Annotated in this window: 11 protein-coding genes; 1 reads left to right on the top strand and 10 read right to left on the bottom strand. The window is 55.7% G+C overall.

The features are described from left to right. Positions 1–3: 3 nt before the first annotated feature. From OU800_RS01120 to OU800_RS01085, 8 genes are all read right to left on the bottom strand, one after another. The gene (locus OU800_RS01120) at positions 4–1,164 is read right to left on the bottom strand and encodes a restriction endonuclease subunit S (RefSeq protein ID WP_268180520.1); all 1,161 of its coding nucleotides are present in this window, start codon (positions 1,162–1,164) and stop codon (positions 4–6) included. Further along, entirely contained in the window at positions 1,161–2,744 is a 1,584-nt protein-coding gene (locus OU800_RS01115; RefSeq protein WP_268180518.1) for a type I restriction-modification system subunit M, read from the bottom strand. The genes OU800_RS01120 and OU800_RS01115 overlap by 4 nt, the downstream gene beginning before the upstream one ends. Then, the gene (gene rmuC, locus OU800_RS01110) at positions 2,744–4,633 is read right to left on the bottom strand and encodes a DNA recombination protein RmuC (RefSeq protein ID WP_268180516.1); all 1,890 of its coding nucleotides are present in this window, start codon (positions 4,631–4,633) and stop codon (positions 2,744–2,746) included. The genes OU800_RS01115 and rmuC overlap by 1 nt, the downstream gene beginning before the upstream one ends. Before the next feature lie 8 nt (positions 4,634–4,641). After that, positions 4,642–8,022, bottom strand: coding sequence for a DEAD/DEAH box helicase family protein (locus OU800_RS01105; protein ID WP_268180515.1), 3,381 nt, complete (start codon positions 8,020–8,022; stop codon positions 4,642–4,644). A gap of 49 nt (positions 8,023–8,071) precedes the next feature. Further along, positions 8,072–9,553, bottom strand: coding sequence for a sigma-54 interaction domain-containing protein (locus tag OU800_RS01100; RefSeq protein WP_268180514.1), 1,482 nt, complete (start codon positions 9,551–9,553; stop codon positions 8,072–8,074). Positions 9,554–9,798: 245 nt separating this feature from the next. Next, entirely contained in the window at positions 9,799–10,083 is a 285-nt protein-coding gene (locus OU800_RS01095; RefSeq protein WP_268180512.1) for a hypothetical protein, read from the bottom strand. Positions 10,084–10,094: 11 nt separating this feature from the next. Beyond that, complete coding sequence (locus OU800_RS01090; protein WP_268180510.1) at positions 10,095–11,255, bottom strand: site-specific integrase; 1,161 nt, start codon at positions 11,253–11,255, stop codon at positions 10,095–10,097. Next, the gene (locus OU800_RS01085; protein WP_003292744.1) at positions 11,248–11,481 is read right to left on the bottom strand and encodes a hypothetical protein; all 234 of its coding nucleotides are present in this window, start codon (positions 11,479–11,481) and stop codon (positions 11,248–11,250) included. Before OU800_RS01085 ends, OU800_RS01090 begins: the two co-directional genes overlap by 8 nt. A gap of 147 nt (positions 11,482–11,628) precedes the next feature. Between OU800_RS01085 and OU800_RS01080 the strand changes: the two genes are divergently transcribed. Continuing rightward, positions 11,629–11,841 carry a helix-turn-helix domain-containing protein gene (locus tag OU800_RS01080; RefSeq protein WP_023123783.1) on the top strand — a complete coding sequence of 71 codons (213 nt, stop codon included), beginning with the start codon at positions 11,629–11,631 and terminating at the stop codon, positions 11,839–11,841. Positions 11,842–11,858: 17 nt separating this feature from the next. On the opposite strand, the gene OU800_RS01075 is transcribed toward OU800_RS01080, so the two are convergent. Together OU800_RS01075 and OU800_RS01070 are read right to left on the bottom strand one after the other, a co-directional pair. Then, on the bottom strand, positions 11,859–14,972 hold the full coding sequence (locus tag OU800_RS01075; protein ID WP_268180507.1) for a hypothetical protein: 3,114 nt from the start codon (positions 14,970–14,972) through the stop codon (positions 11,859–11,861). After that, positions 14,969–17,482, bottom strand: coding sequence for a hypothetical protein (locus OU800_RS01070; protein ID WP_268180505.1), 2,514 nt, complete (start codon positions 17,480–17,482; stop codon positions 14,969–14,971). Before OU800_RS01070 ends, OU800_RS01075 begins: the two co-directional genes overlap by 4 nt. Positions 17,483–17,784 lie beyond the last annotated feature (302 nt).

Below are 17,784 nucleotides of genomic sequence, written 5' to 3'. Positions count from 1 at the left end.
TATCTACAGCTGACCGGAAAAAGCTTTATAAGACAAAGCAGAGAAATTCAATACACCCAATCTATCCGCTGACTCTTGATTGCTTGTTAGCGATTTGCTTTTCCAATAGATAGCTGAAAACGCATTTTGCCTTTGCATGTCCGGCACTGGGAGTTCAATGGCATAAAGCTCTTTTGTACGAATTCCCTTTACTGTACTACCGGAAGAGCGAGCAAAAATTAAATCCTGAACGAACGGGTGCAGCAACAAGAACAGAAGGTACTCATGTGTCACCTTCCCTTTGGATCGCAGAGCTACCAAACGCTGACCAATTGCAACCTTCTCATACTCACCTAGCAAGGCAACATTTCCGAGCGGTGCTTCAGTAGTAAAAAGAACATCGTTCTTTCTGGGAAATCCTCTCGTCATCCATGCGTCATAGTTTTCTTCGGGAATGAACTCTCTCGGTTCATCATCGACATAACCACTCTTGACGTTTTTTGCCGTTATCAAAGGAATCCCAGACTCTGACTTCTCAGGGGTCTTACCTCTGTAGTCAATGTAATCAACCAACTCCAGCAGCTTGTACTTTTGCGAGCTTGCATACCCAGAAGATGTGACAAGCTCACCGAACATGTCCAGAAACACGGCGCGGAGGAAGTCGTCGGCGAGCTGGATGGCTTGCTGGCGTTTGCGGCGGATGGCGTCGGCCTTGTCGAGGATGGCGGCGATGCGCTTTTGTTCGGGCAGGGGTGGGAGAGGGATTTGCATCGCCTCGAAATTGCCCTTATTAACAATCGCTACCGTAGTTGATGGAGCCATGGCCTCCATTTTCGGCTTTAAAAGCTGCAAAGCGTAGAAGCCATACTTTGCGTCAACTCTACTTTCGTCAAAGATCACTGAGTTGATCTGTTGATTTGTGGCAACAGGCGTACCCGCAATCGCCATCTTCCCAAGCGAGCCTATACAGCAAACCATTACAGCATTCTTTGGTACCAGCTTAATTGCCGAGGCGCCTTTAGCGGACAAGGTTCTTGGTGCACTCGTCACATAAGTCTCCAGTCCAAGCTCGGCAGGAGTGACAAACGGAATATCACCGCCAAAGTTCTGATCATCCACCGTTGATGGCGTCTTCCCGGTAACAACCTTTGCCACTTCTTTTATGGCAACAAGAGGCCAGCTCACAGCATCCCCTCCAGCTCATCCAGATCCGCCAGAATTTCCTGCTCCAGCCCTTTTAGCCGTTGCAGAATCACCTTCGGGTCTTCGTACTGCTCCTGCTGGTACTCCACTTCCTTGTAACGGTTGATGGAGAGGTCGTACTTGTTGGCGGCGATATCTTGGGCCTGCACGACAAAGGCCTTTTTGCGCTTGTCGCCGAACAGGGTGTTGATGGTGCTGGCGCTAACGTTGCCCTCGACCATCTGCCGGTATTTGTGCCACTGGACGATAGCATCGGGCAGGTCGTTGCTGCCCTCGCCTTTCAGTTCGGTGCGCTTGTCATCCAGTGAGTAGCCGTCGGCCTGCAGGTCGTAGAACCACACACGCTCGGTGCTGCCGCCCTTGGTGAAGATCAGGATGGCAGTGCTCACACCGGCGTAGGGTTTGAACACGCCGCTGGGCAGGCTGACGATGCCTTCCAATTGGTTGTTGTCGAGCAGCTCCTGACGCAGCTGCTGGTGGGCCTTGGATGAGCCGAACAGCACGCCGTCCGGCACGATCACCGCGGCACGGCCACCGAGCTTGAGCGAGCGCAGAATGTGCGCGACGAACAGCAGCTCGGTCTTCTTGGTTTTCACCAGGCCGAGCACGTCGGGGTTGGTGTTGGTTTCGTCCAAGCTGCCTTTGAATGGCGGGTTGGCCAGCACCACGTCGAAGAAGTCCTGCTCCTGACGCGGGTAGTGCTCCTTGATGGATTTGCTCAGGGAGTCCTGGTAGCGAATGTTCGCGCCGTTCACGCCGTGCAGCATCATGTTCATGCTGGAGACGCGCAGCATGGTGGTGTCGAAGTCAAAGCCCCAGAACATCTGGCTGTTGATGTGCTGGCGGTAGGGTTCGAGCAGGTCGCCGGAGTAATGCCGGTTGCCGTCTTCGTCAGTGAAGGTACCTTCCGGACTGGAATGCACGCGGTTGAGGTATTCCATGGTGCGAGCGAGGAAACCGGCGGTGCCGCAGGCCGGGTCGCAGATCACCTCGGTGGGTAGCGGAGCGATCAACTCGATCATCGCGTCGATGATATGGCGCGGTGTGCGAAACTGGCCGTTGATGCCGGCGGTGGTGAGCTTGCTCAGCAGGTATTCGTAGATATCGCCCTTTACGTCGCTCTGGGTCAGCGGCAGGTCGTTGACCATCTCCACGGCGGAGGTGAGCACGGACTCGTTCTTGATCTCCAGATCGGCGTCCTGCATGTACTCGCTGATATGGCCAAGGCCTTCACGCTCACCGCCCTCGCCTTCGGCGCTGCCCAGCTTGGCGAAGAACGGATAGACCTTTTGCTTGAGGTGGCTGTGCAGCTCCTTGCCGCTCATGTTGCGGAAGTTTTTCCAGCGCAGCAGCTGGCCTTCCGGGGTATTGGGGAACAGGCGATCGAAGGCCTTGCCGGTGCGGTTGGCTTTGCGCTCGGCCACGTCCTCCTGCATGTCGAGCATGCGGGCGAACATCAGGTAGCTGATCTGTTCGATTACGGTCAGCGGGTTAGTGATGCCGCCAGTCCAGAATTTTTCCCAGAGCTTGTCGATATCGTTGCGGATTTTGCCAGTTAGCATCAGAAGAACTCGAATTCGTTTTTAGGGCTGGTTTCTGCGTGAGAGGACTGCTCGCCTTCGTGGTCGTCGGCTGGTAGCTGCGGCAGGCTCTCGTTTGGCTCAGGCGATTCGTCGAGGGCCTCGACGATCAGCGAGAGTCGCTCGTTTTGGAAATCAACATGAACTGGCTCCAGCGTCGGCAGGGTCTTGCTGACTTTGGCTGACAGCTGGCTGAAGCGATCAATCTTGCCGTATAGCCCCTGTTGTCCCGCCAATGCTGTTATCGCGCTGTTGTAGTGATTGCTCGCCGTATTCAGCGTGCCGCCCAGCTTGCCGATGCGCTCAGCCACAAGGCATACCTGGTTATAGATCTCGCCAGCCTTCTCGCTGATCTCACGCGCTTCGGCATTGCTGCGCTCGATCATCCACAGATTGGCGACGGTGCGCAGAATGGGAATTAGGGTGGTGTGGGAAACCAGCACGATGTGCTTCTTGTAGCCGTATTCGAACAGATCCTTGTTGTGCTTCATGGCCTCAATGTAGGCAGGCTCAATGGGCATGAACATGAGCACAAAGTCAGGGCTGTGAATGCCGGCCAGGTTGGTGTAGTCCTTGGAGGCCAAGTCATCGATGTGCTTGCGCACCGCTTTGACATGTTCAGCCATGGCCAGCTGGTATTCCTCTGGTGACTCGGCGCCAACGGCGCGGTCGTAAGCAACCAGAGAGACCTTGCTGTCGATGATGATGTGTTTGCCGTCAGGCAGTTTGATCAGGTAGTCGGTTTGCTTGGAGCGGCCCTCGGCATCTTTGAAGGCTGCCTGCACTTCGTAGTGTGCCTCTTCGATCAGCCCGCTCATTTCCAGCGTGCGACGCAGTTGCGCCTCACCCCAGGCCCCACGTTGCTGGGAGTCTCCCTTGAGCGCGGAGGTGAGGTTGTTGGCCTCTTTGCTCATCTGCAGGCCGATTTCCAGCACCTTTTTGATTTCAGAGTTGAGACTGGTGTTGCCCTGCAGGGACGCATCGTGAACTTCGTTGATGCGCTTCTGGAAACCTTCGATCTGCTCGCGGAATGGCTTGAGCATACCGTCGATGCTGGTTTGGCTGGTTTGGGTGAAGGTCTTGCCCTTCTCCTCGAAAATCTTGTTGGCCAGGTTCTCGAACTCCTGGGTCAGCGACTTGCGCGCATCAGCCAGCTGCGTCATCTGCTCCTGGAAGTGCTCCTCGCGCTGACTCAGGGTGGTTTTGAGCTTGGTGTGCTCCGATGACAGGGTATTGAAACGCCCCTGGAGCTCGCCGAACGCCTTTACCTGCTCATGCAGTTGCTGCTTGGTTTCAGCCAACTGCGCGCGGGCATCGCGCTCGGAGGTTTCCGCCACCTTGGCGCGAGTTTCCTCGTTCGCCAATGCATCCTTCAGGCGATCACGCTCCTCTTGCAACGCGGTTTTGGCCGTGCTCGTTGTATCGAGACGTTCGCGTAACTCCCTCATCTGCTCTTGCTGACCTTGAATACTGGTCTGTGCTGCTTCCAAGCGCTTGGCAGCTTCGTGATGTTGCCGGTTAGCTTGGTCGAGCTTCACCTGCAGATCACTTGCCACAACTTTGTGATCCTGTAGTTCTTGCATCAGGCGAGCGTTGGTTTCGACCGATGCCTGGAGCTGCACCTTGAGCTTGCCCTCCTCCACTTGAAGCGCCTGGCTACGGCCCTCTGACTCGCGAAGCTGGCTCTGAAGTATTTGCGACTGTGCTTCTGTCGAAGTCTTGGCCTCTGCCACTTGTTCAAGCTGTGCACCGAGTTGGTTGATTTGCCGGCTTTGGCGCAAGGTTGCGAGCACAAAGCCTATGACGGCCGCGGCGAGGGCGAGCACTGCGCAGATCACGATGATCTCGGGCGTCCACTGACTAGCTTGCATGTTGACTCCTAGTGACTGGTGGGCGGGGTTTCCCCGCGCAAGAAGGGCTTGAGCACGGCCACCAGCTCACCCACGTCGGCTGGGGTAAACACACCGTCGATGCCTTCGTGGGAAATGCTGGAGAACGGAGCGTCGTAGAGCTTTTCGATGACGATGCTGCCGTGCTGGGCGATGTAGCTTTTCAGCAGATTCATAAAGCGCACCTGCTGGGCCGTGAGGCTGGGGTGGGTATGCAGGAACTGGGCGAAATGCTGCTCGATGGCCTGCACATCCAAGCCAATTAGCTCGCGCACGGTCAACTGCAGCTCACTGGCGGTGCGCCCATAGAACTCGTTGAGCACCTGCAGGCTGACGCCGGGGTGGGTGGTGAGGATGGTCGAGGTGAGCGAGCTGAGTTCCTGCTCGGCAATCGGCTCACCCTTGTGGATCTTCTGCAGGGTCGGGTTGGCAGCCAGCATGCCGTCGAGGATGTCCTTGAGGCGGCGCCGGTAGATCATCGCTTCGTTGGCCCCGGCAATCTTGATCTGACGCTCAGCCTCCTGCACGCCGCCATCGGCGGTGCGGGTGCCCGGCGTGGTATAGGTTGGGCCTTCGCCAGACTTGCGGTATTTCATGATGCCGCGCAGTTCCTGCCGCGCGCGCTCCAGCTTGCCCACGTTGGCGTTGAGCCAAAAGTCTGCGCTGCGTACCTCGGCAATCAGGGCATCCTTCTGGCGCACGGCCTGGATATTGATGGCGAGCTTGTCGATCTCTTCCAGCAGGGTGATCTTGCCATCCTCGAAGCAGCTGGCTTGTTCCACCAGGCAGCGCTCGATACCAGCGATGAGTTTGTCGAGCGCGGTGGCATGTTTGTCGCGTAGGACACGAGCCGACATTAGCGGGGCGATGGTGGTTGCCAGCAGGTGCTGGGTCTTGGCGTCGAACTTTTGTAGCTGCTCGCTTTGCCGTAACTGATCCACGGCACGCAGCTCGCGCTTAACGGCAACGCTGCTCTCCGGCAGGTCGTTGATGTCGGCACGCAGCAGCTCGATGGCGGTATCGAAGGCGGCGGCATGGTTGTGCTTGAGGGCGGCCTGCGCCAGCTCCAGCCGCGCTTCGAAGGTGGTCTGCAGCAGCGACTTGCCGCCCTGGTCTTCGGGCTCTTCGTACTCCTGCTCGAAGAAGTCAAAGTTGCCATAGTGATCGAAGATGAGGAACTCGGTCTTGTGCTTGCCCTGACCAAACAGATTGGGGCGCAGGCGTGTGCCGCGTCCGATCATCTGCCAGAACTTCACCCAGGATTTGACTGGCTTGGCGAAGACCAGGTTGACCACTTCGGGCACGTCGATGCCGGTATCAAGCATGTCCACCGAAATAGCGATGCGGAAGTCGTTGCCCGGCTTTTTGAATTCCTTGATCAAGGTATCCACATGCGGGATGGCGTTATGGATGACCTTGCAAACCTTGCTGCCGTACTGCGGGTAAAGCTTGCAGAAGAGCGCCTCCAGGTGCTCGGCGTGGTCCTGACGCTGGGCGAAGATGATGGTCTTGCCAACCAGCGAGCCTGTCTCGTCCTTGATGCCATTGTTGATCAGGTTTTCCAGGATGATGCGATCGGTGTCTTCGCTGAAGATCTTGCGACCGATATCCTTGCCGGCGATGGTGGTGCGCTTGGCCTCCTCCTCGCCGAGGTCTTCTTCGAGCTGACGCTGCTGTTCTTCACTCAGGTCGTTGTAGTGAATGCCATCGCGCAGGAAATCGGTGGTGAGGTCCTTAACGCGGAACGGCACCAGGTAAGGCGGATCATTGTTGATGGCTGCATCGAGGCCAAACTCGAAGGTCGGGTCAGTGGTCTCGCAGTCGAAGATGTCGAAGGTGTTGCGGCTGATGAACTTCACCGGGGTGGCGGTGAGGCCTACCTGCAGGGCATCAAAGTAATCGAATAGGTCACGGTACTTGTTGTAGATACTGCGGTGGCTTTCGTCGGCAATGATCAGGTCGAAGAAGCCGACGTCGAGCTGGGCGAAGCGGTTCATCATGCCCGGGTAGGTGGCAATGTAGACGCGTGCGGTCTGATCAACCTTGTTGGTTTCACCGATCACGCAGCGCGGCTCGCTGGGCAGGTTCTGCTTGAAAGCCTCATCGGCCTGCACGCGCAGCTCCTTGCGGTCACACAGAAACAGCACGCGCTTGGCCCAACCGGTGCGCAGCAGCAGCTCGGCCAGCGCAATAGCCACGCGAGTCTTGCCCGTGCCGGTGGCCTGGATGATCAGCGCGCGGCGGCGTTGCTGCTGAAAGTGAGCGGCGACCGTCTTGATGGCTTCAATCTGATAGGGGCGGTCAGCGATATTCAAATCAGGGTTATGACGCTCCAGAACCGGTTTGCGGTATTGGCGCTGGTAGATCAGGTATTCGAGGCTGTCCTTGCTGTAGAGGCCATAGACCGGGCGGTAGGTGTTGTACTGCGCGTCGTCCCAGATGAAGGTTTCGTAGCCGTTGCTGTAGAAAATCACCGGGCGCTGCATGCCCATGCGCTCGAAGCCGTCGGCATACATGCGGGCCTGTTCGCGCCCGGCCTGCAGGCTGACATTGCCGGATTTCTTGGCCTCGATAACGGCCAGCGGCTGACCGTTGTCGCCCCACAGCACGTAGTCCGCACGGCCCTTGCCGGAAACGTTATCGGGAAAGTCGACGTCCACCTCCTGGCCGACCTGTGCGGGGTTGCTGACGTCCCAGCCCGCCTGTACCAGCATGGCGTCAATCAGCAGGGCGCGGGTCTTGGCTTCGTTCCACTGCAGGCTGTCGGCAACCTTCTGGCTCTGCTGCTGACGCTTCTGCTGGTCAGGCTTGGCAGGCGGTTCCAGCTTGTCGAGATGGCGGGTGCGTTCCTGCTCCAGCTTCTCCATGACACGCTGCAACTCTTCCTGCTGCTGATTTAGCTCCTTCTCGTAGCTGGAAACTGTCTTCTGCAGACGGGCAAGGGTCGCGGTCGGATCCTGCACCTCGGCAAAGGGCGGAATATCGGCCTGTGCGGTGCCGTAGTACTTGATGGCCATGTACATGGCCAACTGATGGGCCGTCTTCAGCGCCAGCTGTGCGTTGCGCAGGTCACCTTCCGCACCGTGAGCGGTGTCGTTGCCCTGGATACGCAGGAAGTTGATCTGATGAACCAGAGGCTTGCTAACGCAATCGGTGAACACCGAGTTTTTCACCAAGTCGTAGAAGGTTGACTGCGGCATGCGCGGCAGCAGTTCTTCCTTATAGATGGCTTTGGTCAGCTCTTCGGCGAAGCTGCGCAGACGAGTGAGCGCGCTGCCCGGATCGATATGCAGGACCGCTTCGGCGAGGCCGGCGAGGTTCGCCAGCAGTTCGTTGCCAGGGCGGAGGAACTCGAAGTTGACTGATTTCATGTAGGCGATTCTATCCATGACGGTCCTATAGCGAGGACCGTGCCAAGTTTTATTCGATGCCGTACTTGTCCATCCAGTTGCTCAGCGTCTGCTGGCTTTTGAGGCCTAGCAGACTGGCCGCACGGGTCTTGTTGTTGCCGGTAAGCGTCAGCGCCTTGCGCAGATAATGCCCGGCTACTTCGGCGATTACCTGTTGTAGATCAATGCCTTGCGAAACATCCATGGCCAGTACATCGGCCTGTGCGTGCGGCAATTTGAACAGCGCTTGCTCGATATCATGAGCAGCAATCAGATCGCCCGAACACCAGAGAGCCGCGCGCAACAAGGTGGATTGCAGTTCGCGAACGTTGCCACGCCAGGGGTACTGAAGGATAAGATTTTTTGCTTCTGCGGAAATTTTCTTATCGCCGAGGCTGGCATCCTGGCTGGCAATGCCGGCCAGCAGCTTTTCCGACAGTAACAGCAGATCACCTTCGCGCTCTCTGAGCGGCGGGAGGTGCAGCACACCCACAGCGATGCGATAGAACAGGTCTTCACGGAAGCGCCCGTGAGCAACTTCCTGCATCAGGTTGCGGTGAGTGGCGGTGATCAGCCGCACATCGACCTTGAGTTCCTGGCTGGAGCCTACCGGGGTGAAGGTGCCTTCCTGCAGTACGCGCAGGAGGCGTACTTGCACATCCGGCGTTAGCTCACCGAACTCATCCAGAAACAGCGTGCCGCCATGGGCCTGTTGGAAAACCCCAGGCCGATCTGCAATAGCGCCAGTGAATGCGCCCTTCTTGTGGCCAAATAAGGTTGAGTCAATCAGCTCCGGCACGATGGCACCGCAGTTCACCGCAACAAAGGGCGCTGCAGAACGTGGGCCGGCGTTGTGAATGGCACGGGCAAACAGCTCTTTGCCGGTGCCGGTTTCACCGTAAATCAGTACTGGGACTTGCTTCGTCGCGAGTATCTGCGCCTGCGCCTTGAGTGCCAGCATGCGCTCGCTCTGCGTCACGATGCTGTCGAAGGCTGCATCCACGGGGGCATCCAGCCCGGCGAGTTGAACCAGCTTGTCGGTGCTGATGGTATTGGCGGCCGGCACATACTCGGCCGCGATCTCGAAAGGCACTTCGACCTGCTGAACGCCTTGCTCAAGTGAGGACTGGTAGAAGGTCGCCGGATAGCGCGTTTTGCCCAGCAGAATCCACACCGCTTGCATGGCCGGTGTGCCGGGACTGAGCAGAATGGAAAGCTGATTTCCGGAAGTACACAGGCGCTTTAAATGTTGACTTGCGGCCTGGTAGATCTCCCCGAAATGAACGGGGGAAGACAGGGAAACGTAATGCGCGGTGATTGATACATCGACCTGCTGGCGCAGCCAGGCTAGGTAGGGTTCAACGCGCTCGGCGGGGTATGAACAAAGCAGCTCGACTTTATCAACAGCCACAGTATTCAGGGTCGCCAGAATCGGGCCAGCCTCAGCACCTGCAACTGCTTTGAGATCATTCCCGCCCACCCAGCTGGCCAATACGAGCTGCTTCTTTACCACTGTCCCTATACTCCCGCCCCCTCTTGCCCATCAGCAGGCAGGAGAAAAATGTGCTCTGGTTCGCGCCCTGGATAGTAAACCAATCCGTCGATCCGGGTCCTTACATGCCTGACTACATGTTCAAGTTGAACTGTGACCGGCAGGGGGGGCGGTAACCCAACCCAAACGAAGATTGGCGAATGAATGGAACAGTCTCGCTACTGCCAGGGTAGAACAATGAAGGGGCCTTTCGGCCCCTTTCGAACTTAGTTACCCAACAGGCTCTCAAGCTTCTCGATCAGATAGTCCAGCGGACTGCGACCCTCCAGGCGCTTCTCGAAAACTTCGTTGCGGTGGTAGGCGACCCAGGTTTCGAGGGCATGCCGATTATCCTTCTCGTAGCCGGAGCCGAGGATGCAAATAAGCTCGGTGCCATGGGGGTTCTCAAGGTAGTGACTCATGGCTGAAGCCAGATGCTTGAGGTACGCATGCTCGCGGGCCTCCATCGATGAATGCAGAGGGGTCACGTTGTCACATTTGATCAGTTTCATGCAGAAGCTCCTCATGCCTTGAGATTGGCTTTAATCAGGTTGTCGAATGCACTGCCATCACGGCGGGTCAGGTTGGGGACATAGCGCGAATAGACTCGGAACAGCATCTCGGTGGTGGTGTGCCCCATCTGCCTGGCGATCCACTCCGGGTTTTCGCCTGCAGCCAGCCAGAGGGTCGCGGCCGTATGACGGGTTTGGTAGGGACGCCGCCTACGCAAACCCAGGTGACGCAGCAGCGGATACCAAACCCGGTCGTTGATGTTGCGGTATGCGTGCGGCGTACCTTCGCGGGTGCTAAAGACAAACTGTCCGCTGCCGGTTTTCTCCCGCTGGCCGAGGAGCGCCTGGTAAACCGGCTCGGACATATCGATCTCACGCTGTGAGCCGTCGTTCTTGGTGTAGTCGAGCTTGCCGCCCACCCAGGTTTCACGGATCAGAATCTGCCGCCGCTGAAAGTCGACATACTTCCATTGCAGACCATCAACTTCGGCCGTCCGCATGCCTGTGAAAAAGCGCACGGTGTAGTAGTTGCGGAAGTCCTCACGCACTGTGTTGAGGATCTGCAGCACCTCATCCAAGGTGAAGGGTTCCACGTCTGTCTTGGGGACTTTCAGTGATTTGATGTTGAGATATGGCGAGGTAAACTCGAAGCGGTCAGCTGCCTCACTAAGGATCATGCGCAATGGCGTCATGATGTGGTTGATTCGCGTCGCTGTCAGACTCTGACCTTTCTGCCCGGGGACTTTGCCGAGTGCCGAGCGGAATGACAGAAGTTCTGCTTTGGTGATGGCGCTGACCTCTTTTTTGCCGAACTCAGGCAGCAAATGCTTATCAAGGGTAAGGCGCACGGTTTTGGCGTGCGTATCACGCCACTCGACCCTCATCTCCTCAAACCACAGTTCGGCAAAATCCTTGAACAGTGGTGTTTTCAGCGATGCACAGCCAGCCTGCAGCCGACTGATCTCTTGCACTTTGCTGCTTTGAGGGAAGTAGGTGGCGTAGTCGAAGCAGCCGAGGGTGATTTCCGCCTCTATGCGCTCAAGGATCTTCTCCAGCTTTTTCCGGTTAGCAGGCGTATCAGGCAACGTGGTCTGCTCGCGGCAGCGCTGATCCAGGTAGGTGAAGTCAAAGAACAACTTTTCGTTGTCGGCACGGGCGCGAATCTTACCCATGGCAGATGCCTCCACCAGCCATCGGAACCAGCCCAGAAGCCCGCGAGAATTTCTGCATGTCTTCTTCGACAGCTTCCCAGATAAAAAGAATCTTGCGGCCGCCAAAAGGACGGAAGTAGTGAATCCCTTCGAGCAGGACTGAATCTTTCAAGCGATTACGGATGGTGCGCGCGTCGTACTTCATGCGCGTGGCCAGCTCTTCGGTAGTCAGGTATGTGTGAGACATGGATATGCCCTCTCTGCTAAATTGAACGACAGCGGATTCTTATGAGCTTCTGAATACTCATAATGATCTTCTGTAGATCAATATAACGCTCATTTTGAGCTTTGCAAGGACAAAATGATCTTCTGTAGATCATTTTTGGAGATTGGGATGGTCAAGTGCCATTTGTCTCGCTTACTGGGCGAGCGGAAACTGAAGATCAGTGACGTGGTCAGGGACACCGGGATCAACCGCGGAACTCTCACGCGGCTGTATCACGAGACCGCGCAGAGGGTAGAGCTCAAGGACCTGGAAGCGATCTGCCAGTACCTGAACTGCCAAGTGGGAGACTTGCTAGAATTGCAGGATGATCCGGAGGGCTGAATGCCCTCCGGACATGGTCAGGCACGAAAATGCCAGTCGATGGAAGCCATCAACATCAGGTAGCGCAAGGCGGCGCCGGAGTGATGGTTCTGCTCCTGAGCAGTGGGCTTGGCACCTGGCAAACGCAGCATCACTCGAATGCCTATGTGACTGTTCTGGCTGCTTCGATTCTCCGGGACTTGTTCAATGAACCTCAAACGAGGTTTTCCCAGAACCGTGCGCCAACGACTTTTGGTTTGCCTGGGCGTGCGTTCATCGTAAATGATGAACTCAATATCAGCCCAAGGGACGCCCAGCTCAGATAACAGCCACAGGTACTCACGAGCACTCTGATCATCCCTACCGGGGTAGAAGCGCAGTGTCGTCTCGCTCGCCCAGCAGCGTTCCACGAAATCGTCCAGCACTCGACCAGCTTTGGCTTTATGCCGGCTGCTTAGCAGGCGATAGAGCTGATCCGCATAGGCCACCACCCCGGCCAGACCTCCGTGTTTAGGCGGTCTTGGGACAAGCTCAATTCTATTATCTGAGTCAGAAATTGCTGGGCTCTGCAGGCGATGCTTGCCGAGGTGGCTAATGTACCTCGCCCGTTCCAACATGGCTGATCGATCAGCCTCGGTAAACTCAACCCAGTCCATGTTGACCGACTGCCCCGATGCCTCCGCGTATGCCTCATAGGAGAGCATGGATGAGATTTCATTCATTCTCGTCAGTGCCCATCCACCGTCACTCCTCTGATGGGAAATCAGCGGACGCTTAATTTTTCCTTGGTTGCTGCGCCTATAGACCCGCATGCGACCGATGATTCTCCGCATGTGCCGAATCTCTGCAGGCAGGCCTGGTGCAGGTAGGTCGTCCGGCTTGTTTGGCAAACTGACCTGGGCAATTTTCGCAATGACATGGCCAGGCGGCCAAAATTCAGGATTCCACTGCCAGCACAGCGCCGATAACCATGGCATGCAATGGATGTAGTAGAGCAAGGATGTTTTGGGACTCGCATGCCCGAGCACAGCGCTGGTGATATGGATCACACGTCGAGTGGCGGACTCCGGGGAGTGAAGAAAGGCTCGATTGAACCGTTCTGTGTCCAGCAGCCATTTCATGGTTTGCGGATGCTCACCGAACAGCAACCCAGCCTCCTGACTAATACCGAATGCTGACGCGGCTAACTTAAACGTCAGCCAAGTCGCGGCCGAATGCCTCAGGTGGTGATAGTGCATATCGCTGCACCCAGTCACCCGGCGTAGTGCGTCATGAATAGCTGGCATCAGTGTTGACTCAGATACCCATCGAGTCTGGAATTCCGGGATACAGAACAAGAATTCCGAATATGGACTCTTCAGCTCTTCGTCATCGCGCAGCTGGGCCAGGCGCTCAATGAGCTGCAACTCATCTGGCTCAAGCAACACGTGAAGTGGCAACGTCCGTGTCGAGTTGCGTGTTTTTAACGCGCGCTGAGCATGTGGTCGAATAAGCAAGTTGATCGGTCGCTCGAGAACAGTAAATCGTTCAGGCGATAGCCGCTTGAGGTTCTGATGTCGACGCCTTACTGCAGCGGCTCGCGCATCAGACAGCGAAGGCAATTGCAGGTCTCGACGCAGCAATTTCAGCGCCTCATTGCGGCGCAATCCCAGACGAAATCCGAAGATCATCATGGCTTGAGCAACGATGGCGAGACGTGGTGAGCGCTGGCTCAAAGGGCCTGTGGCTAAGTCCCGGAGGACCAGACGATATTGGTCCTCATTGAGGATCTGAGCATCGACGAACTGAGGTGTTTTCCCAATGCCCAGCGTGCTATAGGGGCTGATTGGTGGATACGCAAAAGTTTTCTGCAGGTGACCATGGAACTCCAACAATCCCTTGGCGAGATTCCTCCTCATAGACGAGGTGGGCTGAGCCTCTAGCATCAGCTCATAGAGCTCCTCAAGCGCATCCGGCGAAACTTCCAAGATCGAGTCGGCACATAGCAGATTGTCCAAACCTACACCTACATCCCGAACATAGTTGGCAACTGTTTTGGGCTGTAATATGTTGCCGTAAAACGAGCGGCCGTGAAGCAGGAGTGCCGCCCAGCCATTGATCAAAGCTTCAAGCGTCTGAGGTGGAGGTATATTGTCGACTGGTGAAATTTGCCGCTTGCGGACTTTTCGGCACAATACAGTCAACCATTCGGGAACATTTTGTCGGGGTCTGCGAAACCGGTGCTTTTTCCGTTTCTGCTTCTCTTCGCTACTTGGTACCGGTGCATTCCTGTTCAAATGCTGCCAAGAGTCCGACAAAACAGAATGCGACACAAAGTTTGATCTTGTAGCAAAATTTATTGACAACTGTGGCAACTGTGTTTGACGCTCAATACGCAGCAACTCAAACACCCGCTCTAGAGAGGCTGGCTGGTTATCAGGGCAAATTTCTCCTTTGGCCAGCGCCGCTTGAATACACCTTAACTTCCCGCCCTTTCGATCCAAGTAAGACCGGCTCTCGGCTAGATCTGCAGCGCAGCGCGACAGAAGCGAGAGCGTTATTGGGTCTGGAAACCACTGCCGGTTCTCAGCCTCAGGTTGACCTCGGATTGAGAGTTGCAACCGGAACTCTGGTATTCCGGATATCCAAATGACCTGCCCAGGATCAAGCTGAGTCAGCGCGTTCAGTTGGGGAATGTCCATCAGAGCGCCATAATAGGCAGCACTCAGTAGAAGCAGCCCAATCCGCGCATGGGGTGTGAGTTCATCTAGATCACGCCTGATGGCGCGCCCCATCGAATCAACCAAGTCTTGACTGGCCGACAGATTCTCTGAGTTGTACAGGTCTGGGTTAATCGGATTAGGGCGGCGCTGCGTTTCGATCGCTATCCGAGCCAGCGGCAAGCTCGGATTAAAACGCTGTGCCCGACGCGTCACATCTAGCAGTGTGTTGCGCAATGTCGAGCTTTCGAGCTGATTCTCGAGATTTTGCATTTCCTTGATGGGAAAGGTACGCAGCGAACGTTGTCCGCAGAGCCATTCACCGATGCTGTTGCCGGAGTTTTGGCAGCGCTCCCGGAGTGTTATCAGATATCCGCTTTTCCACTCTGGATCATGTTTATCCGGGCTCCAGACAACAGACAGCATTTCATCCGAAAGTCGTGAGCTATTCATGCATCAGCCTCCACAACCAGGTGGCTGTTGCGAACCGTCCAACCGAGCTCCCGCATGAGTGACAACAAGTAGGTATCAAGGCCCTGGACATAGGTACGCGGACAAAAGCTCGAGTAAATATCTTGTGGTTCTTCGCCACTCAGCCAATGGCCCATCAGAGCCGACAGTGTCTCAGGCGGACATCCGCGCTCGGCGAGCTCAGTTCTCAAGAACTTACGGAACCCATTTACTGCATGAGGTGTGAAACCCTCAATCTGGCGCATTACAGCTTTGATATGAAGCGGCCGAATTTCCTCGTAGCAAAGACAACCATCATCGGTTAAGCGCAGGAAAAATCCGTTGGTAGGAGCCGGTGCATGTAACTCGAGTTGTGCGGTAATTGCTCTGCAGTGAGCCTTATAGGCTTTTAACTGTCGTTTTAGCAGGTCAGTCAACACTACTAGGCGACTCATATGCCCATCATCTGAGCCTTTGTCCCCCAGCGCGCCGTGTCCCCCAGGCGATATAAATTCGTCTTCCTGCTTCAACGGGTCGCGAATAGCTCGACATCCGGTCGCCATAAAGAACATTTGAACCGTCCACAGCGAAAAGCAGTTATGCCAATGAACAAGCTGCTGAAGATTTTTTCGAGGGCGTTTACGCAGCACTACCAGCAACGCCTCGAGATTAGCCTTTACCGTACCCAGTCTAAGGCAGTTTCGGGCACCAACAGCCGCCTCCGGAACGGCGGGCATTGGGGCACTCGGAGCCTCCAGCCCCACGGTGGCATAAACCCCATTTAAAACCTTCTGAACTGACTGGTGATAAAGGCCTCGTAAATAGTTAATGCTGTACTGGCTGTAATACAGTGGTGTGTTGGCCGATAGACAAGGCATCCCCGATAGCATGGTGGCTGCAACCACATCGTGAGAGTCTGTGATGATTTGGCGATGTAGGTAGGAGCGCACTTTGTGCATCGTGTAGCGAGGATCTTCGCCCCCAAGCTCGCTCAACAAAGTGCGGATTTCACGTTCTAGGTCTTTGACCTTGCAGGTGATAACGGCAGAACCATTCACCGGCGACAGGTCCCTGATTGCCATAACTAGCGCAGTTGCCCCAACCATGTCCGGTACCGATATTGTTGGCTGAGATGCTCGAACGGCCTTTCGAGGCAAGTGCTCTTCCGCTGCATAGTCCGGTGTAGGTGCAAAAAATCTGAACTCCGCCGGCCCTGCCTCATCAGCCAGAACCAACTCCAGCACCGAGCTCGGACGCGCATTACGCTCAGCTATCCGTAGTTTTTTGCAGTCCTCAAGTGAACGACCGAACCAGAGCATGAGATGAAGTACCAGCAGTGCCTCCAAGCGCCTCCGATTCTTTATCTGCTCTTGGGCAGGAGCATTACGAATTCGCTCCCGACAGAGCAAAAATTCATCAGTGACACCAAATAGTAGGTTTGCTAGTTCATACTGCGTGAGCAGGTTGTAGCCAAACGGTAAAAACTGCCGACTGCGAGCAATATGAGCAAGCATACCCTCATGGCTGAGCAATTCAGCTACATATGGTCTGACTTCACCTCTTGTATCGATCAAACATATTTCACTTGCAGCAGTTCTTTCGCCCAGCGGCAGTGCTTCATCTAAATTATCGTCTAGCGGTTGAGACGCCACGAAACTTATATATCCAGGGAGCAAATCTGGGTCGTCTGGATCCTCGAGCGGGAACTCGGTTGCCCCTTGGCTAATCAGTACACCTAGCCCTGCGCTATTTGAGCCGCCATGCTGACGATGGCCACCGCCACCGTGACGTTCTGGCGGTTCCTCACCACCGAGGTAGCGGACGAGACGAACTATTGGCGGGTAGTACTCTGCTAGGTAATCGATTGAACTGCCGGCGTCGAATTGGCGGCAACCCTGCGCAAATACAGCAGAGCTGGACCATACATTAAGATCATCTGGTATAGACAGTATCTGCAGTGCGCAGAGTGCTCGGAGTTCAAGGTAAGCGCTGTATCTCTGCCCGCGCAGTCCCAGATCATCTGCCCGTTGCTGATAGGCTACAAGAAGTTGACCAATGAGACGGTAGTAATCCAGCTGGCTTTCTGAATCCGCAGGCTCATGCCACAGCGTCGCGTAGGGGAAGGCGTGATCCTGTACGCCCTTACCGATGACCGGATTGCGCGTACGCCGCTCATCTCCCTGGTAAAACATGGGGCCCAAAGCCGCAATAAAATCAGGATTGTTTCGGATTGAAATAATCCAGCAGCACTCGTCCCGCCAGGCTCTGAGATCGCGCGCACCTAGGCTGAGCTCTGGCGCTACGTCCATGGCATCAAGCGCATTCACAAACCCCTGCATGACTCGGGGGAAATCAATTAGCTGCGAATGAACATCCAGAAACCTCAGCATCTCCACTATCACACCAACATCACGCCCAGCATCTGCAGCCAACGCTAGCAGCTGTGCATGCCGTGAGTCAGGGCTGATGTGTGGCTGGTCCACACTCTCCGAATGATTGGATGTATCTGGCATTTACGGGCTCTCACTTTTTGGATTACTACCTGATAGTGAAATTCCCAAGGCCACTGGTTTTGAGGGTAGGGCTACGCGCAGGCAATTTTATTTTTGAGTTGTTCAAAATTCCGCGCATGCGCGGAAAAATCGTCATATCGATACATCCAATATGCCCAAGGCCATTCTAAAGCGGCGCTACGAGACAGACCTGCTGGCCTACTAGCTGATCTTGACTGGACGGCTGAGAGCAGAGCCATGCGGCCCGCTCATTCAAAAATCCGCGCATGCGCGGATTTTGGTATTGGTCGTATTGGCCAAGG

This window comes from Pseudomonas sp. GOM7 (assembly GCF_026723825.1).
Lineage (GTDB): Bacteria > Pseudomonadota > Gammaproteobacteria > Pseudomonadales > Pseudomonadaceae > Aquipseudomonas.
This window is presented reverse-complemented; position numbering and strand designations above follow the sequence as displayed.

Excerpts from the sequence above, each read along its gene's own strand:
- OU800_RS01105 (WP_268180515.1), bottom strand. The coding sequence starts at position 8,022 with ATGAAATCAGTCAACTTCGAGTTCCTCCGCCCTGGCAACGAACTGCTG.
- OU800_RS01085 (WP_003292744.1), bottom strand. The coding sequence starts at position 11,481 with ATGTCTCACACATACCTGACTACCGAAGAGCTGGCCACGCGCATGAAG.
- OU800_RS01075 (WP_268180507.1), bottom strand. The coding sequence starts at position 14,972 with ATGAATAGCTCACGACTTTCGGATGAAATGCTGTCTGTTGTCTGGAGC.
- OU800_RS01070 (WP_268180505.1), bottom strand. The coding sequence starts at position 17,482 with ATGCCAGATACATCCAATCATTCGGAGAGTGTGGACCAGCCACACATC.
- OU800_RS01080 (WP_023123783.1), top strand. The coding sequence starts at position 11,629 with ATGGTCAAGTGCCATTTGTCTCGCTTACTGGGCGAGCGGAAACTGAAG.
- OU800_RS01115 (WP_268180518.1), bottom strand. The coding sequence starts at position 2,744 with ATGCTAACTGGCAAAATCCGCAACGATATCGACAAGCTCTGGGAAAAA.
- OU800_RS01095 (WP_268180512.1), bottom strand. The coding sequence starts at position 10,083 with ATGAAACTGATCAAATGTGACAACGTGACCCCTCTGCATTCATCGATG.
- rmuC (WP_268180516.1), bottom strand. The coding sequence starts at position 4,633 with ATGCAAGCTAGTCAGTGGACGCCCGAGATCATCGTGATCTGCGCAGTG.
- OU800_RS01090 (WP_268180510.1), bottom strand. The coding sequence starts at position 11,255 with ATGGGTAAGATTCGCGCCCGTGCCGACAACGAAAAGTTGTTCTTTGAC.